Origin of the sequence: Pleomorphomonas diazotrophica, assembly GCF_002844595.1 — a bacterium.
Classification (GTDB): Bacteria; Pseudomonadota; Alphaproteobacteria; order Rhizobiales; family Pleomorphomonadaceae; genus Pleomorphomonas; species Pleomorphomonas diazotrophica.
In genome coordinates this window covers 99,930-122,895 of the sequence record NZ_PJNW01000011.1, presented here as the reverse complement: position 1 = coordinate 122,895, position 22,966 = coordinate 99,930, and the positions used below count along the sequence as shown (strand labels likewise).

21 protein-coding genes and 1 other RNA gene are annotated in these 22,966 nt (G+C 65.8%); 14 read left to right on the top strand and 8 right to left on the bottom strand.

Going from position 1 to position 22,966, the window contains the following annotated elements; all coding sequences use genetic code 11:
• The first annotated feature begins 113 nt into the window (after nucleotides 1-113).
• The 6 genes from aroA (at nucleotide 114) to CXZ10_RS13905 (ending at nucleotide 6,137) form a co-directional block, all read left to right on the top strand.
• Nucleotides 114-1,466 (top strand): 3-phosphoshikimate 1-carboxyvinyltransferase, encoded by a 1,353-nt coding sequence (gene aroA, locus CXZ10_RS13930; protein ID WP_101289949.1) that lies wholly within the window; start codon nucleotides 114-116, stop codon nucleotides 1,464-1,466.
• Nucleotides 1,459-2,124, top strand: coding sequence for a (d)CMP kinase (gene cmk / locus CXZ10_RS13925; RefSeq protein WP_101289948.1), 666 nt, complete (start codon nucleotides 1,459-1,461; stop codon nucleotides 2,122-2,124). The genes aroA and cmk overlap by 8 nt, the downstream gene beginning before the upstream one ends.
• Before the next feature lie 254 nt (nucleotides 2,125-2,378).
• Entirely contained in the window at nucleotides 2,379-4,073 is a 1,695-nt protein-coding gene (gene rpsA, locus CXZ10_RS13920; protein ID WP_101289947.1) for a 30S ribosomal protein S1, read from the top strand.
• A gap of 411 nt (nucleotides 4,074-4,484) precedes the next feature.
• Nucleotides 4,485-5,441 (top strand): signal peptide peptidase SppA, encoded by a 957-nt coding sequence (gene sppA, locus CXZ10_RS13915; protein WP_101289946.1) that lies wholly within the window; start codon nucleotides 4,485-4,487, stop codon nucleotides 5,439-5,441.
• A 40-nt stretch (nucleotides 5,442-5,481) separates the two neighbouring features.
• Nucleotides 5,482-5,772 (top strand): integration host factor subunit beta, encoded by a 291-nt coding sequence (ihfB, locus tag CXZ10_RS13910; protein ID WP_100081969.1) that lies wholly within the window; start codon nucleotides 5,482-5,484, stop codon nucleotides 5,770-5,772.
• A gap of 29 nt (nucleotides 5,773-5,801) precedes the next feature.
• Entirely contained in the window at nucleotides 5,802-6,137 is a 336-nt protein-coding gene (locus CXZ10_RS13905; protein WP_101289945.1) for a lipopolysaccharide assembly protein LapA domain-containing protein, read from the top strand.
• Between the two features lie 3 nt (nucleotides 6,138-6,140).
• Here the strand turns inward: CXZ10_RS13905 and CXZ10_RS13900 are convergent, their stop codons facing one another.
• Genes CXZ10_RS13900 through CXZ10_RS13890 form a run of 3 tightly spaced genes read right to left on the bottom strand, consistent with a single transcriptional unit; the run spans nucleotide 6,141 to nucleotide 9,312 of the window.
• On the bottom strand, nucleotides 6,141-7,133 hold the full coding sequence (locus tag CXZ10_RS13900) for an Hsp33 family molecular chaperone (RefSeq protein ID WP_101289944.1): 993 nt from the start codon (nucleotides 7,131-7,133) through the stop codon (nucleotides 6,141-6,143).
• The gene (gene argF, locus CXZ10_RS13895) at nucleotides 7,133-8,068 is read right to left on the bottom strand and encodes an ornithine carbamoyltransferase (RefSeq protein ID WP_101289943.1); all 936 of its coding nucleotides are present in this window, start codon (nucleotides 8,066-8,068) and stop codon (nucleotides 7,133-7,135) included. Before argF ends, CXZ10_RS13900 begins: the two co-directional genes overlap by 1 nt.
• Before the next feature lie 14 nt (nucleotides 8,069-8,082).
• Complete coding sequence (locus tag CXZ10_RS13890; protein ID WP_101289942.1) at nucleotides 8,083-9,312, bottom strand: aspartate aminotransferase family protein; 1,230 nt, start codon at nucleotides 9,310-9,312, stop codon at nucleotides 8,083-8,085.
• Between the two features lie 482 nt (nucleotides 9,313-9,794).
• On the opposite strand from CXZ10_RS13890, the gene CXZ10_RS13885 reads away from it, so the two are divergent.
• Nucleotides 9,795-10,346, top strand: a complete 552-nt coding sequence (locus tag CXZ10_RS13885; RefSeq protein WP_101289941.1) for a GcrA family cell cycle regulator — start codon at nucleotides 9,795-9,797, stop codon at nucleotides 10,344-10,346.
• Nucleotides 10,347-10,352: 6 nt separating this feature from the next.
• On the top strand, nucleotides 10,353-10,805 hold the full coding sequence (locus CXZ10_RS13880; protein ID WP_244617158.1) for a DUF1284 domain-containing protein: 453 nt from the start codon (nucleotides 10,353-10,355) through the stop codon (nucleotides 10,803-10,805).
• On the opposite strand, the gene CXZ10_RS13875 is transcribed toward CXZ10_RS13880, so the two are convergent.
• From CXZ10_RS13875 to CXZ10_RS13860, 4 genes are read right to left on the bottom strand one after another with little or no spacing between them, the layout of a single operon-like run.
• A complete protein-coding gene (locus CXZ10_RS13875; protein WP_101289940.1) occupies nucleotides 10,802-12,442 on the bottom strand; it encodes an ABC transporter ATP-binding protein in 1,641 nt (546 codons plus the stop codon). The two genes, CXZ10_RS13880 and CXZ10_RS13875, sit on opposite strands and share 4 nt — an antisense overlap.
• Before the next feature lie 8 nt (nucleotides 12,443-12,450).
• On the bottom strand, nucleotides 12,451-13,581 hold the full coding sequence (locus CXZ10_RS13870; RefSeq protein ID WP_101289939.1) for an ABC transporter permease: 1,131 nt from the start codon (nucleotides 13,579-13,581) through the stop codon (nucleotides 12,451-12,453).
• Nucleotides 13,578-14,684: a microcin C ABC transporter permease YejB gene (locus CXZ10_RS13865; protein WP_101289938.1), complete on the bottom strand. Its 1,107-nt coding sequence runs from the start codon at nucleotides 14,682-14,684 to the stop codon at nucleotides 13,578-13,580. Before CXZ10_RS13865 ends, CXZ10_RS13870 begins: the two co-directional genes overlap by 4 nt.
• Nucleotides 14,685-14,711: 27 nt before the next feature.
• Nucleotides 14,712-16,589 carry an extracellular solute-binding protein gene (locus CXZ10_RS13860; protein ID WP_101289937.1) on the bottom strand — a complete coding sequence of 626 codons (1,878 nt, stop codon included), beginning with the start codon at nucleotides 16,587-16,589 and terminating at the stop codon, nucleotides 14,712-14,714.
• A gap of 222 nt (nucleotides 16,590-16,811) precedes the next feature.
• Here CXZ10_RS13860 and ffs point away from each other — a divergent pair.
• From ffs to rnk, 5 genes are all read left to right on the top strand, one after another.
• Nucleotides 16,812-16,908, top strand: an RNA gene (gene ffs, locus CXZ10_RS13855) — signal recognition particle sRNA small type.
• 23 nt (nucleotides 16,909-16,931) lie between these two features.
• Nucleotides 16,932-18,725, top strand: coding sequence for a DNA polymerase III subunit gamma/tau (locus CXZ10_RS13850; protein WP_101290122.1), 1,794 nt, complete (start codon nucleotides 16,932-16,934; stop codon nucleotides 18,723-18,725).
• Nucleotides 18,726-18,795: 70 nt separating this feature from the next.
• Nucleotides 18,796-19,122 carry a YbaB/EbfC family nucleoid-associated protein gene (locus tag CXZ10_RS13845; protein ID WP_101289936.1) on the top strand — a complete coding sequence of 109 codons (327 nt, stop codon included), beginning with the start codon at nucleotides 18,796-18,798 and terminating at the stop codon, nucleotides 19,120-19,122.
• Between the two features lie 68 nt (nucleotides 19,123-19,190).
• Complete coding sequence (recR, locus tag CXZ10_RS13840) at nucleotides 19,191-19,796, top strand: recombination mediator RecR (protein WP_101289935.1); 606 nt, start codon at nucleotides 19,191-19,193, stop codon at nucleotides 19,794-19,796.
• A gap of 390 nt (nucleotides 19,797-20,186) precedes the next feature.
• The gene (rnk, locus tag CXZ10_RS13835) at nucleotides 20,187-20,603 is read left to right on the top strand and encodes a nucleoside diphosphate kinase regulator (RefSeq protein WP_101289934.1); all 417 of its coding nucleotides are present in this window, start codon (nucleotides 20,187-20,189) and stop codon (nucleotides 20,601-20,603) included.
• On the opposite strand, the gene CXZ10_RS13830 is transcribed toward rnk, so the two are convergent.
• Nucleotides 20,604-21,668 carry a response regulator gene (locus CXZ10_RS13830; protein ID WP_101289933.1) on the bottom strand — a complete coding sequence of 355 codons (1,065 nt, stop codon included), beginning with the start codon at nucleotides 21,666-21,668 and terminating at the stop codon, nucleotides 20,604-20,606.
• A gap of 275 nt (nucleotides 21,669-21,943) precedes the next feature.
• Here CXZ10_RS13830 and galE point away from each other — a divergent pair, with 275 nt between their 5' ends.
• The gene (gene galE, locus CXZ10_RS13825; protein ID WP_101289932.1) at nucleotides 21,944-22,936 is read left to right on the top strand and encodes a UDP-glucose 4-epimerase GalE; all 993 of its coding nucleotides are present in this window, start codon (nucleotides 21,944-21,946) and stop codon (nucleotides 22,934-22,936) included.
• Nucleotides 22,937-22,966 lie beyond the last annotated feature (30 nt).

The window sequence follows — 22,966 nt, the reverse complement described above, 5'->3', positions numbered from 1 at the left end:
GTGCCGGCTTTTCGTGGCGGATCGCCCGCGCCCGAGGCGTGTAGACAGGTCCGTGAATGTGTCGATCAGCGAATGCGTCAGCATCTCGCGTGTTGGTATCAGGTGTCCGCTCCATGGCTTCCCACGCGACCGCCCGTCCGCTGACCGCCGTGAAATCTGGCCCGCTCTCCGGCCGTATCCGCGTTCCCGGCGACAAGTCGATTTCGCATCGTGCGCTGATGCTCGGTGCGCTTGCTGTCGGCGAGACGGTGATCACCGGCCTCCTCGAGGCCGAGGACGTGATGAACACGGCAGCCGCCATGCGCGCCTTCGGCGCCACCGTCCTTCGCGACGACGACGGCACCTGGCGCGTGCGCGGCCTCGGCGTCGGCGGCCTGCTGGAGCCGGCCGGCATTATCGACTTCGGCAACGCCGGCACCGGCGTGCGCCTCACCATGGGCCTTGCCGCCGCCCAGCCGATCGCCGTCACCTTCACCGGCGATGCCTCTCTCATCAAGCGGCCGATGGGCCGGGTGCTGGAGCCGCTGTCCGAGATGGGTGTCGAGGTGATCGCCCGTTCCGGCGGCCGCCTGCCGCTGACCATGCGCGGGCCGCGCCTGCCGCTGCCGATCACCTACCGGCTGCCGGTACCCTCGGCGCAGGTCAAGTCGGCGGTGCTGCTCGCCGGTCTCGGCACGCCCGGCGTCACCACGGTGATCGAGCCGGTGTTCACCCGTGACCATACCGAGCGCATGCTGAAAGGCTTCGGCGCCGACATCGAGATCACCAGCGAGCCGGACGGCGGTCGCCGCATCGCCCTCGCCGGCCGCCCCGAACTGAAACCCCAGGCGATCGACGTTCCGTCCGATCCGTCGTCGGCGGCCTTTCCGATCGTGGCGGCGACGCTGGTCGAAGGGTCGGACATCACCGTCGAGGGCGTTCTGATGAATCCGGCCCGCATCGGCCTCATCGATACGCTTCTCGAAATGGGCGCCAATATCGAGGTGACGGCCGAGCGGACGACCGGTGGCGAACGCCTCGCCGACCTCAGGGTTCGCCATGCCGAGCTCAAGGGCGTCACGGTGCCGGCTGAACGGGCTCCGTCGATGATCGACGAATACCCCATCCTCGCCGTCGCTGCGGCGGCGGCCAGCGGCGAGACGCGCATGCCCGGCATCGGCGAAATGCGGGTGAAGGAATCCGATCGTCTCGCCGCCGTCGCCGCAGGCCTCCGGGCCAACGGCATCGCGTGTTCCGAAGGTCCCGACTGGTTGTCGGTGCGCGGCGGGCGCATCGCCGGCGGCGGACGGGTCGTGACCCATCTCGACCATCGCATCGCCATGAGCTTCCTGATCCTCGGCATGGTCGCCGGCAATCCGGTAAGCGTCGACGACGCCTCGATGATCGCCACCTCCTTCCCGACCTTCGAGGCGCTGATGACCGGCCTCGGCGCCACCTTCGAGGCGGCGGAGGCGGCCGATGCCTGAGGTGTCCGACGTCGTGTTGAGGAAACCGCTGCTCATAGCCATTGACGGGCCGGCCGCCGCCGGCAAGGGCACGCTGGCCCAGAGCCTCGCCAACCGCCTGAACCTGCCCTATCTCGACACCGGGCTTCTCTACCGGGCCATCGGCAAGTTGATGCAGATAGCTGGCCTCGATCTCGACGACCCCCAGGCGGCGACCGTCGTTGCCGAGAAACTGACGCCGGACGACCTGCGTCGAGGCGACCTTCGAGGGCGGGAAGCCGGTGAACTCGCCTCTCGCGTGGCCGTGCATTCGGGCGTCCGGGCGGCGCTCGTCGCCTTCCAGCGCGATTTCGCCCACGGGCCGCGCGGCGCCGTGCTCGACGGCCGCGATATCGGCACGGTGATCTGCCCCGATGCGGACGTGAAGCTCTACGTCACAGCCAGCGCCGAGGTCCGCGCTCGCCGCCGTACCGATGAACTGCTCGCCAAGGGCAGGATGGTCGATTACGAGGCGATCTTGTCGGAAGTGAAAGCCCGCGACGAGCGCGACAGCGGCCGCGCCGAGGCGCCGCTCAGGCCGGCCGATGACGCCATCGTCATCGACACGTCGGCGCTGGGGCCGGCGGAGGTGCTGGCGACGGCGCTGGCCGTCATCGAAAACCGGCCCGCCGGGGCCTGAGCGCAGCAGCCAGGCAAAAGGCGCGAAATTCCGCCTTTTTATGCCTTGAAGCCGCCGGCAACCTCCGCTATAGAAGCCCGACTTTCGGGAGGTGCCCCAGGCCCCGCCCGTGAAGTCGTTTATCCTCGTCCGTTCGGTCGAAGTCGCGTCGGCACCCTGCTTCTGGCGGGGTCAGGTGGTTCACCGGATCGGAGGGACGGGGCAACTCTTACCCGCCGACGCCGCCGGGCGAGCCCGGCACCCCAGGAGTTTCAATGTCTCAACTCAATCCCACCCGCGAGGACTTCGCCGCCCTGCTCGCCGAGAGCCTCACCGCTTCGGACGTGGCTGAAGGCACCGTCGTCAAGGGCACCATCGTCGCCATCGAGAAGGACCTCGCCGTCATCGACGTCGGCCTGAAGGTCGAGGGGCGCGTGCCGCTCAAGGAGTTCGGCGCCCGGGCTCGCGACGGCGAGCTGAATGTCGGCGACACGGTGGAAGTCTACCTTGAGCGCGTCGAGAACGCGCTCGGTGAAGCGGTTCTGTCGCGCGACAAGGCTCGCCGCGAAGAGAGCTGGGTCCGTCTCGAGGTCGCCTTCGAGAAGAACGAGAAGGTGGTCGGCCAGATCTCCAACCAGGTCAAGGGCGGCTTCACCGTCGACCTCGACGGCGCCATGGCCTTCCTGCCGCGTTCGCAGGTCGACATCCGCCCGGTGCGCGACGTCGCCCCGCTGATGCATACGCCGCAGCCCTTCCAGATCCTCAAGATGGACAAGCGTCGCGGCAACATCGTCGTGTCGCGCCGCGTCGTCCTCGAAGAGACCCGTGCCGAGCAGCGCTCCGAGCTGGTGTCGAGCCTCGAGGAAGGCCAGATCGTCGACGGCGTCGTCAAGAACATCACCGACTACGGTGCGTTCGTTGACCTCGGCGGCATCGACGGCCTGCTGCACGTCACCGACATCGCCTGGCGCCGTATCAACCACCCGTCGGAGGTGCTGTCGATCGGCCAGCAGGTCAAGGTGCAGATCGTTCGCGTCAATCAGGAGACGCACCGCATCAGCCTCGGCATGAAGCAGCTCGAGAACGACCCGTGGGATGCCATCGAGGCCAAGTACCCGGTCGGCGCCAAGTTCTCGGGTCGCGTCACCAACATCACCGACTACGGCGCCTTCGTGGAGCTGGAGCCGGGCATCGAAGGCCTGATCCACGTCTCCGAAATGAGCTGGACCAAGAAGAACGTCCATCCCGGCAAGATCGTCTCGACCAGCCAGGAAGTGGAAGTCATGGTTCTCGAGGTGGATTCGGTCAAGCGCCGCATCTCCCTCGGCCTCAAGCAGACGCTGCAGAACCCCTGGGAAGCCTTCGTCGAGAAGTATCCCGTCGGTTCGGTGGTCGAAGGCGAAGTCAAGAACAAGACCGAGTTCGGTCTGTTCATCGGCCTCGACGGCGATGTGGACGGCATGGTCCACCTCTCCGACCTCGACTGGAACCGTCCGGGCGAGCAGGTCATCGAGGAGTTCGGCAAGGGTGACGTCGTCAAGGCGGTCGTCCTCGACGTCGACGTCGAGAAGGAGCGCATCAGCCTCGGCATGAAGCAGCTCGGCGGCGATCCGATGGAGTCGGCCGGCGAGATCCGCCGCAACTCCGTGGTCACCTGCGAGGTGGTCGAGGTCAAGGAAGCCGGTCTTGAGGTGCGGATCGTCGATACCGACATCACCGCCTTCATCCGCCGTGGCGACCTCGCCCGCGACCGCAACGACCAGCGCGCCGAGCGCTTCGCCGTCGGCGAGAAGTTCGATGCCCGCGTCACCCAGTTCGACAAGAAGACCCGCAAGGTCGGCCTGTCGATCAAGGCCCTGGAGATCGCAGAAGAGAAGGAAGCCGTCGCTCAGTTCGGCTCTTCCGACTCGGGCGCCTCGCTCGGCGACATCCTCGGCGCCGCCCTCAAGGCCCGTCAGGACGGCGAGTGAGAGCTGGCGCAAGCCGCCGCTTTCGGACAATGAGAAAGGCCCGCCCCGCGCGGGCCTTTTTTCTTGATACGAATTATTACCATTGCTCCCAAGGTATCCTTGACGAATGCAAGCATCGGGGCAATATTAGTAACTGTCCACTCGAAAAGAGTCCGGACGTCAAGACGGGCCTCAACCTTCGAGGCTTGCCGACCTCAAACGATGCTTGGCATCGCAAGGTCAGAAACAGGGGCGTCGCTGAACACGACGCCCTTTTTCTTTTCCGATTTGTTTCAGTCATTGCCTAGACTTCGCCTTCACTTCCGGAGGTGGCGTTTCGCGGCTTTGCGCCGGATGCCGGTTTGCCTTGCCCGTCGGCCATCAGGCTGCTACCTCAAGGGAAATAGGAACCGGCAAGCGGAGAGGCGCCTGATGACCCTTGATGCGGATGCGATCGTTGAGCGGCGCCGGCTGCGGCGCCGGCTGTATGTCTGGCGTGGTATCACCCTGCTGCTTGCCATAGGCCTCGCGGTGGCTCTCGGGCTTTTTGCCGGCGGCGGCATGTCCGGCAAGGGTGGCCCTCATATCGCCCGCGTCACCGTGTCCGGCATGATCCTGGCCGACGCGGCGCAGCGCAAAATGCTGAAGGATCTCGCCTCCTCCGATGCCGTCAAGGCAGTGATCGTATCCATCGATAGCCCCGGCGGCACCACGGTCGGCGGCGAGGAACTCTACGACGGCCTGCGCCGCATCGCCGAGAAGAAGCCGGTGGCCGCGACCATGGGCACGCTCGCCACCTCGGCCGGCTACATGACGGCGATCGCCGCTGACCGCATCTTCGCCGAGCGCACCTCCATCACCGGCTCCATCGGCGTGCTGTTCCAATATGGCAATGTCGGCGCGCTGATGCAGAAGATCGGCGTCGACGTGAAGACGATCAAGTCGGCGCCGCTCAAGGCCGAGCCGTCGCCCTTCACCTATCCGGAACAGCCGGGCGCCGCCGCCATGATCCAGCGGCTGGTCGACGACACCTATGCCTGGTTCGTCGATATCGTGGCTGAACGGCGCGGCCTTCAGAGGGCCGACGTACTGAGGGCCGCCGACGGGTCCATCTACTCCGGGCGGCAAGCGCTCGATCTCAAGCTTGTCGATGAGATCGGCGGCGAGGATGCGGCCATCGCCTGGCTCGAGGGCACCAAGGGCATCGAGAAGGACCTCAAGGTGGTCGACTGGTCGCCCGAGCAACCCTATGCCGGCCTGGGCCTTGCCGACCGGGCCATGGCGGCGGTCGGCCGCCTGATCGGCATCGATCTTTCGGCATGGAACAGCGAAGGTCGGCTTGACGGGCTCGTATCGGTTTGGCACCCTCAAAGCTCGAACCTTCAATGATTTTTTCTCATTCGCTCAGCCGGCAGGGAGCTTTTCGCCCATGATCAAGTCTGAACTGGTTGCGCGTATCGCGGCGCAGAATCCGCACCTCTATCAGCGCGACATCGAGAACATCGTCAACACCATCCTCGGCACCGTCGTCGACGCCATGAAGAGCGGCGACCGCGTGGAGCTCAGGGGCTTCGGCGCCTTCTCGGTGAAGAGCCGGCCGGCCCGCACCGGGCGCAATCCGCGCACCGGCGAGAAGGTGCCGGTGTCGGAGAAGTTCGTACCCTTCTTCAAGACCGGTAAGGAAATGCGCGAGCGCCTCAACGACGGCAAGGTGAGCTGACGCTCGGTCGGCGCAGGAGTGACGCCCCCGTGAAGACATTTCTCCGGATCGTCGTCCTCGGCCCGCTGGCCATCGTCCTGGTCGCGCTCGCCGTCGTCAACAATCAGCCGGTGACACTGATCCTTGACCCCTTCAACCCGTCGGCGCCCTTCCTGGCGCTGACGGTGCCTCTTTACGTGGTGTTCTTCGCCACGCTGGCGCTCGGGGTGCTGGTAGGCGGCATCGGCTCCTGGTTCGGCCAGGGGCATGTCCGCCGCGCGGCCCGGCAGAGCCGCCGCGAAGCCGCCCGCCTCAAGGCGGAAATGGAGCGGCAGCATCCGCCGGAAGGACCGGAGACGCTGGCATTGCGCGGCCCCGGAGCCTGAGGTCTAAGCCTCGTCCGTCTCGAACTCCTTGGGATCGAAGTCGTAGTGCGTCGAGCAGAACTCGCAGGTGACGCCGATGCGGCCGTTCTCCACCATGTCCACGCGTTCGGCCGGCGAGAAGGAGGCGATCATCGCCTTGACGCTGTCGCGCGAGCAGCGGCAGCGCTCGATGAGCGGTTGCGGCTCGAATACGCGGGCGCCCCGCTCGTGGAACAGCCTGTAGAGCAGCGTCTCGGCGCTGATGGTGGGGTCGGTCAGCTCGACGTCCTCCACCGTACCAGCGAGACTCTGCGCCTCGACCCAGGCGTCATCTTCTTCGATGGTCGCCGACACGCCTTCCGGCGCATCGCCCGGATGCAGGTCGCGATGCCCCGAGCGTTCCGATGATTCGGGCAGGAACTGCAGGAACAGGCCGCCCGCCCGCCAGGCGCGGCGCGGCTCGTGGCCGGGATCGCGCGTCAGCACCTCGGCCACGGCAAGGCGGACACGCGTCGGGATCTGTTCGGATTGCAGGAAGTAGCCGTGCGCCGCCTCTTCCAGCGATCGCCCGTCGAGTTCGACGATGCCCTGGTAGCGGCTCATGTGGGCGCCCTGGTCGACGGTCATGGCCAGATGGCCTCGGCCCAGGAGATCCTCGGGCCTGTCCTGCCCGGCAGCGACGGCCGCCGCCACGGCGTCGGCATCGAAGCGGGCACAGGCGCGCAGGGCATCAGGCGCCTCGAAGTCGACCACCAGCATGCCGACCGGTCCGTCCGACTGCGTTTGCAAGATGAAGCGGCCCTGGAACTTCATCGAGGTGCCGATCAGGGCGGTCAGCGCCACCGCCTCGGCCAGCAGGCGCGAGACGGCGGGCGGATAGTCATGTCGGCCAAGCAGGGCGTCGATCGCCGGCCCCAGCCGCACGACGCGGCCGCGCAGGTCGAGCGCATCGACCGCGAAGGGCAATACGGCATCGTCGCCGCCGGCGACGGCAAGGGGGCGATCGACGCTGCTCATCAGTCCTCCATCGCTCCAAAGCACCAGGCCAGAATGCCCTTGTGGGCATGCAGGCGGTTTTCCGCCTCGTCGAAGACGATCGACCGCGGTCCATCCATCACCGACGAGGTCACCTCATCGCCACGGTGGGCCGGCAGGCAATGCATGAACACCGCATCCTTGTCGGCGGCGGCCATCAGACGGTCATTGACCTGATAGGGCGTGAGGAGATTGTGGCGGCGGCGCTCGCCTTCCTCGTCGCCCATGGAGACCCAGGTGTCGGTGAACACGGCATCGGCGCCATCGACCGCCTCGAAAGGATCGTTGGTCACCTCGATGCGGCCGCCGTTGGCGCGCGCCCAGTCGATCGGCGCCTGCGCCGGGGCCAGCTCCTTGGGCGTCGCGATGCGCATGGTGTAGCCGAAGCGGGCGGCGGCCTGCACCAGCGAGTTCAGCACGTTGTTGCCGTCTCCCGTCCAGGCGAAGGTCTTTCCGGCGACCGAGCCGCGATGCTCCTCATAGGTCATGATGTCGGCCATCACCTGCGTCGGGTGACTGACCTTGGTGAGGCCGTTGATCACCGGCACGGTGGCGTATTCGGCCAGTTCGTGCAGGGCGTTCACATCCAGAATACGGATCATCATGGCATCGACATAGCGCGACATGACTCGGGCGGTATCGGCGATGGTCTCGCCGCGACCGATCTGCATCTCGGCGCCCGTCAGCATGACGGTCTCGCCGCCGAGCTGACGCATGCCGACGTCGAAGGAGACGCGGGTGCGGGTCGACGGCCGCTCGAAGATCATCGCCAGCACCTTGCCGCTGAGCGGGCCGACGCCGGGGCGACAGCCATCCACCTTCGACTTGAGATCCTTGGCGCGCGTCAGAATGGCGCGGAGCTCCTCGCTCGAGAGCTCGGTGAGATCGAGAAAATGCTTGGGGTTCTTGTCGGTCATATCAGTCGTCTCGTTCAGGCCGACCTGGCGGCGGCCGCCTTGAGGGCGGCGGAAGAAGATGCGGAAAGGGCGACGGCGGCATCGTCGATGCGCTTCACCGCCTCGAGGATCTCCTCGTCAGTGACGATCAGCGGCGGCAGCAGGCGAACGACGCCGTCACCGGCCGCGATGGTCAAGAGATGCTGGCCGCGGAAGGCGGCGTTCATCTCGGCAACCGGTCGCTTGCACTTGAGGCCGATCAGCAGGCCCTCGCCGCGCACCTCCTCGAAGAGATCCGGATGGCGGTCGACGATGCCGGCCAGCGACTGCTTGAAGCGCAGGCTGGCGGCCCGCACCCGCTCGAGGAAACCATCTGCCAGCACGACGTCGAGAACGGCATTGCCGACAGCCATGGCAAGCGGGTTGCCGCCGTAGGTCGTGCCGTGCACGCCGGCCTTCATGGCCGCCGCCGCCGCTTCGGTGGCAAGACAGGCGCCCAGCGGGAAACCGCCGCCGATGCCCTTGGCCACCGCCATGACATCCGGTGTCACGCCCGACCATTCATAGGCGAAGAAGCGACCGGTGCGCCCGTAGCCGCACTGCACCTCATCGAAGATCAGCAGCAAGCCGTGCTCGTCGCAGATCTGGCGGAGCGCCCTGAGGCTCTCGGGCGGGATGACCCGCACGCCGCCTTCGCCCTGGATCGGCTCGACCAGGATGCCGGCCGTCTCAGCGGTCACCGCCGCCTTGACCGCCGCCATGTCGTTGAACGGCACCTGATCGAAGCCGTCGACCTTCGGTCCGAAGCCTTCGAGATACTTTTCCTGCCCGCCGGCGGCGATGGTCGCGAGCGTCCGGCCATGGAAGGCGCCTTCCATGGTGATGATGCGGAAACGCTCGGGATGGCCGTTGGCCCAATGATAGCGGCGCACCGTCTTGAAGGCACACTCCAGCGCTTCGGCACCTGAGTTGGTGAAGAAGCAACGGTCGGCAAAGCTGTTGGCGACAAGGCGCTCGGCCAGACGCTCCTGGTCGGGGATGCGGAAGGCATTGGAAACGTGCCAGACCTTCTCAGCCTGCGCCTTCAGCGTCGCGACGAGATGCGGATGGGCGTGCCCGAGGGCGTTGACGGCGATGCCGGATCCGAAATCGAGCCAGCGCTCTCCTCGGCTGTCGATGAGCCAGGCCCCCTCGCCTCGTTCAAATGCCACGTCCGCGCGCGAGAACGTCGCATAGAGCGGAGAGGTGGAACCGGGGCCGGTCATGACAGTTTCCTTTTCAGTGATAGGGGTTTCCTGCGGGGCGCCGGCGCCAATGCCGCGAGGCCGGCTGAATGAAAAAAGCAGGCCGCGCCCCCGGCTTCTCGGCGGCGCGGCCTCTCGCAAGGCGGCTCTATACCATGGGAAAGGCCGGAACTGTCAAGGTTTTTGAGCCTCAGCCGCCCGAAATTGCGGCAGCCGGACAAGCACTTCCATCCCGGACGAATCAGATGAAAGAGGGTGGCGGTTGAAGCGGAGCGGTGGCGCCACGATATTTGTTGAAAAGTCGTAAAGCGCCGTGGGGCGTGACTCAGTGGTCATTGCGCCGAAGAGAACGCCCATTGTAGCCTAGAAGTCGTCGCCACGAGATATCGTGGCGGGACGCTCCAGCGATACAATCGCATGTGTTTTGCGTTGCCGGACCTATTGGTGGACCGGGCGGGTCTTGAGGGATTCGCCAGGTGATGCGGCGAAGAGAGGATGACAAGATGTCCTGGACCGACGAACGCGTCGAGCGCCTCAAGACGCTCTGGTCTGAAGGGTTGAGCGCCAGCCAGATCGCGGCTGAACTCGGCGCGGTGACCCGAAACGCGGTGATCGGCAAAGTGCACCGGCTGGGCCTGTCGGGCCGGTCGAAGCCTCAGGTGCAGCCGGCACGGCCGACGGTTGCCGCGCCGCCGCGCGTCAAGACCGCCACCAGCCGCCCGGTCGCCCAGTCCCAGACTGCCAGTCGGCCCTCGTCGCCGGTCCGGCCGATCACCATCGGCGCCACGGCGCTCAAGGCCGATGCCCAGGCTGAAGAGGCGATGGCCGTGGCCGCCGTCGCCGAGATCGAGCCGCCGGTGTTCGAGAAGGTCACCATCCTCTCGCTGACCGAGAGCACCTGCAAGTGGCCGGTCGGCGACCCCGGCAAACCCGATTTCTTCTTCTGCGGCCGCAAGTCGGATGTCGGTATCCCCTATTGCGCTTTCCACGCCCGCATCGCCTATCAGCCGTCGGCCGAGCGTCGCCGCGAGCGCGACCGCAAGGCGGCAAGCTGACGTCGCGTGACCGCTGACGACACGGTGAGGCTGAGGGGGCACCACCTCCTCTGCCTCCTGACCTACAAGGGGCTTGGTTATTCCCCGGAGTTCGTCGCCGGCATGACGGCGACCGCCGGTCGGCTTGTTGCCGGTGCAACGGTCGAGATCGTCGAGGGTCCGGACGATATCTGCGAGCCGCTCTGCCGCTCCGAACAAAATCCTCATTGCCATGAGACAACGGTGCCGGAACGCGACCGACGGGCGCTTTCGCTGGTTACGAGTCTGCTCGGCCGCCGCCTTGCCCACGGCGACCGTTTCGTCTTCGACGATCAGCTACGAACCCGCCTGCGAGCCGCCTATCGGGATGGCGCTTTCGAGCAAGCCTGTACCCTCTGCGAGTGGCAGTCGCTCTGCCGCGAAATTGCCGCAGGCGGCTACCAGGATACGCTATTTCGATCTTCCGGCGAGGACATTTAGGCGTCGACCACCGCGCCGCCGATGCTTTCCAGGCGGAAGGCCGCCGCCATCAACGCACGGGTATAGGGCTCTTTCGGCGCAGCAAATACCTCGGCGGCCGGTCCGGCTTCCACCACCTTGCCCGCCTTCATGACGATCAGCTCGTTGGCCAGCGCCCGGACCACCTTGAGGTCGTGGGAAATGAACATGTAAGCGAGGCCGTGCTTGGCCTGCAGGTCGCGCAGGAGATCGACCACCTGCGCCTGCACGCTCATGTCGAGCGCCGAGGTGGGTTCGTCGAGCATGACGAACTTCGGCTTCAGCACCATGGCGCGAGCGATGGCGATGCGCTGCCGTTGGCCGCCGGAAAACTCGTGCGGATAGCGGTGGCGCGTCTCAGGGTCGAGCCCCACCTCGGCGAGCGCCTCGACGACGCGGGCATCGCGAGCCTCGGCCCCGAGCTTCGGCTCGTGCACCGCAAGCCCCTCGCCGACAATGTCCGCCACCGTCATGCGCGGCGAAAGCGAGCCGTAGGGATCCTGAAAGACCGCCTGCACGTCGCGCCGGAGCGGCCGCATGGCGCGCGAGTCCAGCCCGTCAATGCGGCGTCCGAGCACCGCGATCGGTCCTTCGGAAGAAATGAGACGAAGAAGGGCGAGGCCGAGCGTCGTCTTGCCCGACCCGCTTTCGCCGACCACGCCCAGTGTCTGGCCCGCCCTGAGCTTGAAGTCGACGCCATCCACCGCCTTGACGTGGCCGACGGTGCGGCGAAGGAAGCCGGCCTTGATCGGGAACCAGACGCGCAACTTCTCGGCTTCCACGACGACCGGCGCCCCGGGGGCGGCGGATGGCGGCTCGCCCTTGGGCGCCGCCGCCATCAGATGGCGCGTATAGGCGTGTTTCGGGGCGGCGAATACCTCTGCCGTCGGGCCGGCTTCGACGACTTCGCCCTTGGTCATCACCACCACCTCGTCGGCGAAGCGCTCGACGATGCCGAGGTCATGGGTGATGAACAGGATGCCCATGCCATGCCGCGCCTGCAGCGTCTTCAAGAGCGTCAGGATCTGCGCCTGCACGGTCACGTCGAGTGCGGTGGTCGGTTCGTCGGCGATCAGAAGGTCGGGCGCATTGGCGAGCGCCATGGCGATCATCACCCGCTGGCGCTGGCCGCCGGAGAGTTGGTGCGGATAGGCCGAGAGCCGGCTCTCCGGATCGGGAATGCCGACCTCGTTCAGAAGCTCGATCATCCGCCGGCGAACATTGGCGTCTCCGCTCGCGCCATGCAGCTTCAGGATCTCGCCGATCTGCCGCTCGATCGACTGCAGCGGATTGAGCGAGGTCATCGGCTCTTGAAACACCATGGTGATGTCGGCGCCGCGGATTCTCCTGAGCTCCGCCTCGTCCGCCTTCAGAAGGTCGAGGCCCTTGTAGAGGATCTCGCCCGACGGGTGCCGCGCCGCCGGGTAGGACAGCAGGCGAACGATCGAAAGGGCTGTCACCGACTTGCCCGAGCCACTCTCGCCCACCACCGCCAGCGTGCGGCCCTTATGGAGGTCGAAGGAAACGCCGGAGGCGGCGAGCGTTTCGCCATGTTCGTGGCGGAAGGCGACGGAGAGGTTGCGGACGGAGAGGAGGGCCTCGCCGGAGATGTCGGTCATGGCGGGCCTCACTGGAACGTCTTGCGCGGGTCGAAGGCGTCGCGCACCGCCTCGCCAATGAAGATCAGGAGGCTCAGCATGATGGCGACCACGCAGAAGCCGGTGATGCCGAGCCAGGGCGCGAAGACGTTGGTCTTGCCCTGCCGCAGCAGTTCACCGAGCGACGGATAGCCGGCCGGCAGACCGAAGCCGAGATAGTCGAGCGAGGTCAGCGTGGTGATCGAGCCATTGAGGATGAAGGGCAGGAAGGTCAGCGTCGCCACCATGGCGTTCGGCAAGAGATGCCGCCACATGATGGTGAGGTTGCCGACGCCGAGCGCCCGCGCCGCCCGCACGAACTCGAAGTTGCGCGCCCGCAGAAACTCGGCGCGCACGACGCCGACGAGATGCGTCCAGGAAAAGGCCAGCAGGATCAGCAGCAACACCAGGAAGGACGGCGCGATCACCGAGGAAACGATGATGAGCAGATAGAGCGTCGGCACCGCGTTCCAAATCTCGATGAAGCGCTGCATCAGGAGGTCGGTCAGGCCACCGTAATACCCTTGCACGGCGCCGATGGCGATCCCGACCAGCGACGAGATGACGGCGAGCGTCAGGCCGAACAGCACGGAGATGCGGAAGCCGTAGAGGGCGCGGGCGACGACATCGCGGCCCTGGTCGTCGGTCCCGAGCCAGTTCATGTTGCCGAACACGCAATCCCGGTCGTTCTCGCCCTCGGCATAGGCGGCACAACGCTCTGCCCGCGACAGAAGGAAGGCGGGCGGCGAGGGCGCCGGCGTCGGCGCCTCGGTGTTGGGTGTGTCGAAGGAATAGCGGATCGGCGGCCAGATCATCCAGCCATTGCTCTCGATCTCGTCGCGATTATAGGGGTCGCGGTAGTTGGTGACGGCCAGGAAGCCGCCGAACTTCTCTTCCGGGTAGTCGACGAGCACCGGGAACAGGATTTCGCCCTTGTAGGAGACGACGAGCGGCCGATCGTTGGCGATGACGTTGGACAGCAACGTCACCACGAACAGCACCATAAACATCCAGAAGGACCACCAGCCGCGGCGGTTGGCCTTGAAGTTCTGCCAGCGGCGGCGGTTGACGGGCGACAGCCAGGGGCGCCTTGCGGCGTGAAGGGCGGCCATGGCGGTCATACCTCCCGGCTCTCGAAATCGATGCGCGGATCGATCCACATGTAGGTGAGGTCGGAGAGGATGTTGATGACGAGGCCCATGAGCGAGAAGACATAGAGCGTGGCGAACACCACGGCATAGTCGCGATTGATCACCGACTCGAAGGACAGAAGGCCGAGACCGTCGAGCGAGAAGATGGTCTCGATCAGCAGCGATCCGGCGAAGAAGGAGGCGATGAAGGCGCCGGGGAAACCGGCGATGACGATCAGCATGGCGTTACGGAACACATGGCCGTAAAGCACCTTGCGCTCCGAGAGCCCCTTCATGCGCGCCGTCAGCACATATTGCTTGCGGATCTCGTCGAGGAAGGAGTTCTTGACCAGCAGCGTCGTGGTGGCGAAGGCGTGCGTCGCCATGGCGAGAAGCGGCAATGCCATGTGCCAGAAATAGTCGAGAATGCGCTCGGGCCAGCCCATGGCCCCCCAGCCCTCCGATGTGAGGCCGCGCAACGGGAAGATCGACCAGAAGGACCCACCGGCGAACAGCACGATCAGCAGGATGCCGAACAGGAAACTCGGCACGGCATAGCCGATGGCGATGACGAACGACGTCCAGACATCGAAGCGTGAGCCGTCGCGCACCGCCTTGGCGATGCCGAGCGGAATGGAGATGCCATAGGAGAGCAGCGTCATCCACAGGCCGAGCGAGATGGAAACCGGCAGCTTTTCCTTGATCAGGTCGATCACCGAAATGGAGCGGAAATAGCTCTCGCCGAAGTCGAAGCGGGCATAGTTCCACAGCATCAGCCCGAAGCGTTCGAGCGGCGGCCTGTCGAAGCCGAACTCCTTCTCGAGCTTCTTGATGAACTCGGGATCGAGCCCCTGGGCGCCGCGATATTTCGAGGTGATCGCCTCACCGGACGCCTGGTCGGGCGCCTGCCCGCCCAGATCGGCGCCGGCGCCAGTGAAGCGGTCGGTGGCGCCGATGTCGGTGCCCTGCAGCTTGGCGATCACCTTCTCCACCGGCCCGCCGGGCGCGAACTGCACCACGGCAAAGTTGATGGCCATGATGCCGATCAGCGTCGGGATCATCAGGAGGAGGCGGCGGAGGATGTAGCCTGCCATGAACCGGAAAACCTCGTCTCGAACCGATCAGCGTGGAAGACCGGCCGCCTTGGCGGCGGCGGCGTCGTACCACCAGACGCCGGGAAACCCTACGGAGTATTTCGGCAGCGCCTCCGGGTGGCCGAAGCGGTTCCAGTAGGCGTAGAAGTTGACTTTTGAATAGAAGAGCGGAATCACGAAGTTGTTGGCCAGGAGCGCGCGATCGAGCGCGCGCGTCGCCGTGATGAGCGCCGCCCGATCGCCGGCATAGATCACCTTGTCGATGAGGGCGTCGATGGCGGCGTCCTTGATGCCCGCCGTGTTGCGCGAGCCCGGTTGGTCGGCTGCCTTCGATCCCCACATCTCCCTCTGTTCGTTGCCCGGCGACAGGGTCTGTCCCCACACCTCCGTGGTCATGTCGAAATCGAAGCTTATCGTGCGGTTCTGATACTGCGCGTCGTCGACGAGGCGATAGTCGAGGTCGATGCCGATCCGGCCGAGCGCCTTGGCATAGGGCGCCATGTAGCGCTCGTTGAGCTGGTCATTGGTGAGAAACTCGATGCGGAAGGGCTCCCCCTTGGCGTTCCGCATCTTGCCATTCTGGATGGTCCAGCCGGCCTCGGCAAACAGGGCGACCGCCTGTCTGAGATTGTCGCGCACCGCCTCGGGCGTGCCGCCGACCGGATTGGCATAGGGAGCGGTGAACACGGCAGGCGGCAGCTTGTCGCGCAACGGCTCGAGAAGCGCCAGTTCGTCGGGGCTCGGCAGGTTCCTGGCGGCCAGTTCGGTGCCGAAGTAGAAGCTGTCGATGCGGTCATAGAGATTGAAGAACACCGTCCGCTTCAGCGTCTCGTAGTCGAAGGCGAGGTTGAGCGCCCGACGGATGCGGGCATCCTGGTACTTCGGCAGGCGCAGGTTGACGATCAGCGCCTGCATGACGCCGGAGGCATTGCGCGGGAAGGTCATGGTCACGACTTTGCCTTCCCGCTTCGCCGGAAAGTCGTAGCCGGTCGCCCACATCTTGGCTGAACGCTCGGATCGGAAATCATACTTGTCGGCCTTGAAGGCCTCCATGAGCACGGTGGAGTCGACGTAATAGTCGAAGGTCATCTGATCGAAGTTGTTGGAGCCGATGGACACCGGCAGTTTCGCGCCCCAGTAGTCCGGGTCGCGGACGAGCGTGACCCGCCGGCCGGGATCGACCGCCGTCACCTTGTAGGGGCCCGAGCCGAGTGGTGCTTCCAGTGTCGTCTCGCGGATGTTGCGCGGCTTTCCGGAGGCGTCCTTGCCTTGCCACCAATGTTTGGGCAACACGTAGAGCTGGCCGAGGATATGCGGCAGCTCGCGGTTGCCGGGGGCATCGAAGGTGAAGCGGACGACGCGATCGCCGGCCGGTTCCGCCTTGACGACATGATTGTAGTAATTGGCAAAAAGCGGGTAGATCTCCTTCAGTGTGTCGAAGGACCAGATGACGTCGTCCACCGTCACCGGCTCGCCATCCTGCCAGCGCGCCCTCGGATCGAGCCGATATTCCACCCAGGCGTAATCGCTCGGGTAGCGCGCCGCCTCGGCAAGCTGGGGGTAAGTGGCGGAAATGTCGAGTTCGTCCAGCGAAGACGTGAACAGCGACTCGTAGGCGTAGACCACCGCGCCGGTCGGCGTCCCCTTGGTGCCGAGGAACAGGTTCGTGCTGTCGAAGGTGCTTTCGACGCCAAAGCGGGCTTCGCCGCCTTTGGGAGCATCCGGATTGACGTAGTCGAAATGGGCAAAATCGGCGGCATAGCGCGGCTCACCGCCAAGCGCCGTGGCCGTCCGCCACTCCGGCTCCTCGGCCCGGGCCGGGCTACCGGCCAGAAGCGGCTGGAGGATGAGAAGGGCGGCAATCAGGAACCGGCTCGGGAGGCTCTGGACAACGGGTCGAATCATTGGGCGTCCCCTCGCGTTGGTTATCTTTCTGAAATTTTCATCATTACGGCGCGAAGGCAATGGTTTCGCGAGATAGCATCTTTTTCGAGGCCGCCGAACGGGGTGCATATTGTCAAGAGAGCGGCCTTTGGGCTGTTGGAAGTCCGCGACCAACGGCTTGCATGTGAGCATCGCTGAAAGCGCCTCTTGCATTTTGCCGGCAACACCGCGATATGTGGCTCGGGAGGTTGGCGGTGGACGAACCACTCGCCAACCGGGTCAGGTCCGGAAGGAAGCAGCCCCAACGAGCTTCGGCTCGGGTCACTCGTCGGCCTCCCACCCTCCATTTCCCAGGTTGCGAGCATGCCGGACACGCTGACGCCTGCCGATCAGACGGCCGCCTCGCCCTACCGGGTCCTTGCCCGCAAATATCGTCCGCAGAGCTTTGCCGACCTGATCGGCCATGGCGCCATGGTGCGCACGCTCGAGAACGCCTTTGAAACCGGCCGCATCGCGCAAGGGTGGATGCTGACAGGCGTGCGCGGCGTCGGCAAGACCACCACGGCCCGCATCCTCGCCCGCGCCCTCAACTACGAGATCCCCGGCGAGATCGACCGTCCGACGGTCCACATGGATCGCGAAGGCACCCATTGTCGCGCCATTATGGAAGGTCGGCACGTTGACGTCATCGAGATGGACGCCGCCTCGCATACCGGCGTCGACGATGTGCGCGACATCATTGAGGCGGCGCGCTACAAGCCGGTGTCGGCCCGCTACAAGGTCTACATCATCGACGAAGTGCACATGCTGTCGACGCAGGCCTTCAACGCGCTCCTGAAGACGCTGGAAGAGCCGCCCGAGCATGTGAAGTTCGTCTTCGCCACCACCGAGATCCGCAAGGTGCCGATCACGGTGCTGTCGCGCTGCCAGCGCTTCGACCTGCGTCGTGTGCCGACCGGCGAACTCGCCGCCCATCTCGACCGGATCATTGCCTCCGAGAAGGTCACCGCCGATCCGGAAGCGGTGGCGCTGATCGCCCGTGCCGCCGAGGGTTCGGTGCGCGACAGCCTGACCATTCTCGATCAGGCGATTGCCCACGGTGGCGGCCATGTGTCGGCCGACGCGGTGCGCGGCATGCTCGGGCTTGCCGATCGGGTGCGCGTCGTCGATTTGTTCGAAGCGGTGATGAAGGGCGATGTCGCCGGCGCACTGGCCATTCTCGCCGACCAGTATGACACCGGCGCCGATCCCGCCGCCGTGCTGTCCGATCTTGCCGCCTTCGTCCATCTGGTGACGCGGCTGAAGCATCTTCCGGAAGGGGCGGCCGACCTGTCGCTGACCGAGGCCGAGCGGACGCGCGGTCGCGACTTTGCCGAGAAATTGTCGGTGCGCGTCCTCTCCCGCACCTGGCAGCTGCTGCTGAAGGGCATCCAGGAAGTGCAGACCGCGCCGCGACCGCTGCCGGCGGCCGAGATGGTCTTGGTCCGCCTCGCCTATGCCGCCGATCTGCCGACGCCCGACGAAGCATTGAAGATGCTGAAGGACGGCACCTTTCCGGGCCTGACCCCGCCGGTCGGCGGCCCGTCCGGCGGTGGAGACGGTCCGCGCGCCCGTGCCGCCAATGGCTTTGCCGGAGCCATCGCCCGTCGCGCCGAGCCGGAGGTAATGGCCGGCCCGCGCCTCGACAGTTTCGAGGCGGTGGTGGCGCTCGCCGAAAGCAACCGCGACATCGGTCTCAAGTTCGCGCTGGAGCGGCACGTCCGCCTTGTGCGCTTCGAGGATGGACGCATCGAGTTTGCACCGGTCGAGGGCGCCAACCCCGGCCTCGCCGGCGAGATCGGCCGCAAGCTCACGGGCTGGACCGGCCGGCGCTGGATCGTTGCCATCTCCCGCGAAGACGGAAAGCCGACCCTTGCCGAAACGCGTGAGGCGCGCCGGCGGGAAGCCGTCGATGACGCCTTGGCCGATCCGGTGGTGGCCGCCATTTTCCGGCTGTTTCCCGGTGCCGAGATCGTCGACGTCAAGTTCGGCGACGAGCCGGAGCCATTACCCGCCGGCCCGGCGGGGGGCGGCGCCACCTTCGAGGACACCGGCGACTGGACCGAAGGGTTCATCGACGAGATGCCCGATCCCGGCTTCGGCGATTTCGACGATTGATCCCGAGCGGTTGACAAGGGCGGCCGGAGCGGCCATCTGGCGACAAGACAGTTTACCCCGGAGAAGATCCATGTTCGGCGACATCGGCAAGATGATGAAGGAAGCCCAGCAGCTTCAGGCTCGCATGGCCGAGGCGCAGGAAGAAATCGCCAGGACCGAGGCGACGGGCACCTCCGGCGGCGGCCTCGTTTCGATCACCGTCACCGGCAAGGGAGAGATGAAGGCGCTTCGCATCGATCCGTCCCTCCTGAAGCCGGAGGAGGCCGAGATCGTCGAGGATCTGATCGTTGCAGCCTTCGCCGACGCCAAGGCGCACGTCGACGCTCTTGTCGCCGAGCGCATGCAGGCGGTGACCGGCAAGCTGCCTCTGCCCCCCGGATTCAAGCTGCCCTTCTGATTGGTTGGTGACGCGGGCGTTCCGGACGTCTTCGGGCGTTTCGGTGCCCGCTTTGAGCGGAGATCATCTTGGCCCGACGCGTGACAGGACCGGAAATCGAGCGGCTGATCCAGCTTCTCGCTCGCTTGCCCGGTCTCGGGCCACGCTCGGCCCGCCGCGCGGCGCTGCAACTGGTCAAGAAACGTGATCAGCTCCTCGCTCCGCTCACAGATGCCATGCGGACCGTCCATGATCGGGTTCGCGTCTGCTCGGCGTGCGGCAACGTTGATACCGCCGACCCGTGCACCGTCTGCACCGATCCGACGCGCGACGGCTCGGTGATCGTCGTGGTGGAAGACGTCGCCGACCTCTGGGCCCTGGAACGGGCCGGCGCCGTCAATGCCCGTTACCATGTGCTCGGCGGCGTGTTGTCGCCTCTTTCGGGCATCGGCCCTGATGATCTCGATATCACCGGCCTTGTCGAGCGGGCCTCCGATCCGGCGGTCAAGGAAATCATTCTCGCCGTCAACGCCACCGTCGACGGCCAGACGACCGCCCACTATGTGACCGATCGTCTCGAAGGCCTCGGCGTCAAGGTGACGCGCCTCGCCCATGGCGTGCCGGTTGGCGGCGAACTCGATTATCTCGACGAAGGCACGCTTACCGCCGCCATCCGCTCGCGCACCCCGTTCTGATGACCCACTTGAAGCCGATTTATCGGCTTCCGGCGCCAAGCGGCGGCGCCGAAGCGAGTCTTTCGGCACGCAGCCGCCGAAAGACGGAAGCGGAGCGAAAGCCAACGGCCTGAGGCCGGCCGGCGATTGAGGCAGGATAACAGGCCCGCTTGACTTCCTCCGGTCAAATACCGATCTTTCCGGACATGGAACCGCGGACCAGCCATCTCAGAATGCTCAGCAGGATCTATCCCCTCGCGGGATACTGATCTCACGGTCCCGCATTGTCGCGCTGAGGCCGTGAGGCCTTGAGCCGGTTTTCCAACCCGTAAGCTCCGCGCGACATCCCAACTCAGCTTTTTCAAGTTTAGCCCGCCTGACGCGGTGGGGCTCTTTCTTTTGGAGGATATCATGACCACTACCACCCGCCGGCGACGCTTGCCGGCCATCACGCTCGCCCATTCAGACCACGAGCGTCTCGCCAATCTCGCCGATGCGCTGGCCGATCGCGATTCCGTGGCCGCTGACCAACTGGCGGCCGAGCTCGAACGGGCGCGCGTTGTCGCCGACAACCGTCTGGCGCCGGGCACCGTGCGCATGGGCGCCATGGTGCGCTTCAGCCTGGATGGCGCCGAGCCGCGCAGCGTCCGCCTCGTTTATCCCGGCGATGCCGATATCGAGCAGGGGCGCATTTCGGTGCTGACACCGGTCGGCGCCGCGCTGATCGGCCTGACGGTCGGCCAGAGCATCGACTGGATCGGCCGCGACAACCGCCCGCATCACCTCCATGTGCTGGACGTGATGGCCGACGATTCCGTCGACGCCTGATCAGCGGGACAGGCTCGAGAGGCGCAGCGGCACGTCCAGAACGTGCCCGTCTTCGGCCGCGAAGGCGACATTGCCGCCGCAGGCTCGCGCCAGCCCCTCGACCAGCAGGCGCCGCTCGGCCGCTGCCGCCCGCGCCTCGGCATCGATGGCAACCGCCTCCCCGCCCGATGACCGAACCGTCGCCACTAGGCGGCCGGTCGTCGCCTTGAGCGAAACGGTGGCGGTGCCGCCAGCCGCCGCAGCGTCACCGGCTTCCGTCAGAAAACCTTCGACGAGGTCTGCATAGAGCGTCGGGCTGGTTTCGATGGGCAGCGGCAGCGATGGGACGAGGAAGTTGACGGCGCCCCCCGCTTCGGCTCGGAGCGCTTGCTTCTTCACCGCGTCAACGAAGAAGGCGATGGCATCGAAGCGCTGGACACCGGCGCCGAACCGGCTCGCGGCTTCGAGATCGACAAGCGAGCGTTGAAGCGCCGCCCGCCGAACCTCCTGATCCGCAGCTCGGTCGCCATCTTGCTCGGAACGAAGCGTCAGGCCGGCTGCGTAGAGGTTGGACATCAGTGCGCGAAGCATCGAGGCGGCATCGCGGCGCGGCGCCTGGCGCCGCGGCAGCAACGTCGAAAATACCCGGTCGAGCGTCGCCACCGCGAGGTCGCTCTTCATGAGCAGGCCATCGGCGCCGGCTCGGCGGCCGATCAGTTCGATGTCGTCATTGTCCAGCGCCGACGTCAGGATCACCGGCACGTCGGCCACCGCCTTGATCTCGTCGATCAGCGCCATGGTGGTACGGCCTGCCATCCAGAACTCGCATAGCACGACGTCGCAGGGTTGGCGCGACAAGGCCGATAGGGCCGCCTCGCGCGTGCCGGCGGCGACGAAGGTGGCGGAGAAGCTCGGCAGCGCCCCAACGAGCCGGCCGATCAGGAACGTGTCCTCCGGCGTATCGCCGATATGGAGAACGGTAATGGCCCGTCGCGCCGCGCCGGTATCCGACGCGTCGACCAGACGAAGGCGTCGTGCCGCCGCGTCCTCGATGGCTGGAATGAACGGCCCCGACAGTCGAGCCATGAACGATCCTCTTCCCTCTCCGGCCCCGGCTATCGAATCGCATCTTCACCGCGGACATTGAAAAATATGCAGGAAACTGCGAAAAAAGTAGTTAACGAGCCGTTAATTTCCCCTGCCGGCTGAAAATGTGCACATGAATTTCGAGCGTCGCCTCCGGCGGCGTACAATTGTCTTCCTCGGCATGCCCCTACTGGAAAAACGCCGCCAAACGGGCGATAGAGAAGCCTCGCTTCTAGTGCCCTGGCAGGGCACCCAAAGGACTCGAGGAGTTTTCCATGTCCATTCTGGTGACCGGTGGCGCCGGCTATATTGGCAGCCACATGGTGCATGCCCTCGTCGATCGCGGCGAGAGCGTTGTCGTGCTCGACAACCTTTCGACCGGCTACGACGCCGTCATTCCCGGCGCGGCGACGCTGGTCGTCGGCGATATCGGTGACGGCGACCTGGTCGACAAGCTGATCGCCGATCACGGCGTCACCGCCGTTGCCCATTTCGCCGGTTCGATCGTGGTGCCGGATTCGGTCACCGATCCGCTGTCCTACTATGAGAACAACACGGTGAAGTCGCGCTCGCTGATCGCGGCTGCGGTGCGCGGCAAGGTCAAGGCCTTCCTGTTCTCCTCGACGGCCGCCGTCTACGGCGAGCCGGGTGTCGACCTCATCGACGAGGCGGTGCCGCTCGGGCCGGTGTCGCCCTATGGTTCGTCCAAATGGATGACCGAGATCATGCTGCGCGACAGCGCTTTCGCTTACGGCTTCCGCTATGCGGCACTGCGCTATTTCAACGTCGCCGGCGCTGATCCGAAGGGCCGCACCGGCCAGTCGAGCAAGCGTGCTACCCATCTGATCAAGATCGCCGCCCAGGCCGCCCTCGGCCAGCGCGACGGCATGGATGTGTTCGGCACCGATTATCCCACACCGGACGGCACCTGCCTTAGGGACTATATCCACGTCACCGACCTCATCGAGGCGCACGTGCTGGCGCTGAAGCACCTGATGGACGGCGGCGACACCTTCGTCGCCAATGCCGGCTATGGCCACGGCTTCTCGGTGCTGGAGGTGATCGATGCGGTGAAGCGCGTCTCGGGCGTGAATTTCCCCGTCCGCATGGCGCCGCGCCGCGCCGGCGACCCGCCGTCGCTGGTTGCCGATTCGAGCCGCCTGCGTTCGATCACCGGCTGGCAGCCGAAGCTCGACGACCTCGACACCATCGTCGGCCACGCGCTGTCCTGGGAAAAGTCGCTGGCCGGCCGCAACGTCCAGCGCTGAGTTTTGCTTTGCGCCCGGCCGATCGCGGTC

Coding starts and splice junctions, on each gene's coding strand:
- aroA (WP_101289949.1), top strand. CDS start 114: ATGGCTTCCCACGCGACCGCCCGTCCGCTGACCGCCGTGAAATCTGGC.
- cmk (WP_101289948.1), top strand. CDS start 1,459: ATGCCTGAGGTGTCCGACGTCGTGTTGAGGAAACCGCTGCTCATAGCC.
- rpsA (WP_101289947.1), top strand. CDS start 2,379: ATGTCTCAACTCAATCCCACCCGCGAGGACTTCGCCGCCCTGCTCGCC.
- sppA (WP_101289946.1), top strand. CDS start 4,485: ATGACCCTTGATGCGGATGCGATCGTTGAGCGGCGCCGGCTGCGGCGC.
- ihfB (WP_100081969.1), top strand. CDS start 5,482: ATGATCAAGTCTGAACTGGTTGCGCGTATCGCGGCGCAGAATCCGCAC.
- CXZ10_RS13900 (WP_101289944.1), bottom strand. CDS start 7,133: ATGAGCAGCGTCGATCGCCCCCTTGCCGTCGCCGGCGGCGACGATGCC.
- argF (WP_101289943.1), bottom strand. CDS start 8,068: ATGACCGACAAGAACCCCAAGCATTTTCTCGATCTCACCGAGCTCTCG.
- CXZ10_RS13890 (WP_101289942.1), bottom strand. CDS start 9,312: ATGACCGGCCCCGGTTCCACCTCTCCGCTCTATGCGACGTTCTCGCGC.
- CXZ10_RS13885 (WP_101289941.1), top strand. CDS start 9,795: ATGTCCTGGACCGACGAACGCGTCGAGCGCCTCAAGACGCTCTGGTCT.
- CXZ10_RS13875 (WP_101289940.1), bottom strand. CDS start 12,442: ATGACCGACATCTCCGGCGAGGCCCTCCTCTCCGTCCGCAACCTCTCC.
- CXZ10_RS13870 (WP_101289939.1), bottom strand. CDS start 13,581: ATGACCGCCATGGCCGCCCTTCACGCCGCAAGGCGCCCCTGGCTGTCG.
- CXZ10_RS13865 (WP_101289938.1), bottom strand. CDS start 14,684: ATGGCAGGCTACATCCTCCGCCGCCTCCTCCTGATGATCCCGACGCTG.
- CXZ10_RS13860 (WP_101289937.1), bottom strand. CDS start 16,589: ATGATTCGACCCGTTGTCCAGAGCCTCCCGAGCCGGTTCCTGATTGCC.
- CXZ10_RS13850 (WP_101290122.1), top strand. CDS start 16,932: ATGCCGGACACGCTGACGCCTGCCGATCAGACGGCCGCCTCGCCCTAC.
- CXZ10_RS13845 (WP_101289936.1), top strand. CDS start 18,796: ATGTTCGGCGACATCGGCAAGATGATGAAGGAAGCCCAGCAGCTTCAG.
- rnk (WP_101289934.1), top strand. CDS start 20,187: ATGACCACTACCACCCGCCGGCGACGCTTGCCGGCCATCACGCTCGCC.
- CXZ10_RS13830 (WP_101289933.1), bottom strand. CDS start 21,668: ATGGCTCGACTGTCGGGGCCGTTCATTCCAGCCATCGAGGACGCGGCG.
- galE (WP_101289932.1), top strand. CDS start 21,944: ATGTCCATTCTGGTGACCGGTGGCGCCGGCTATATTGGCAGCCACATG.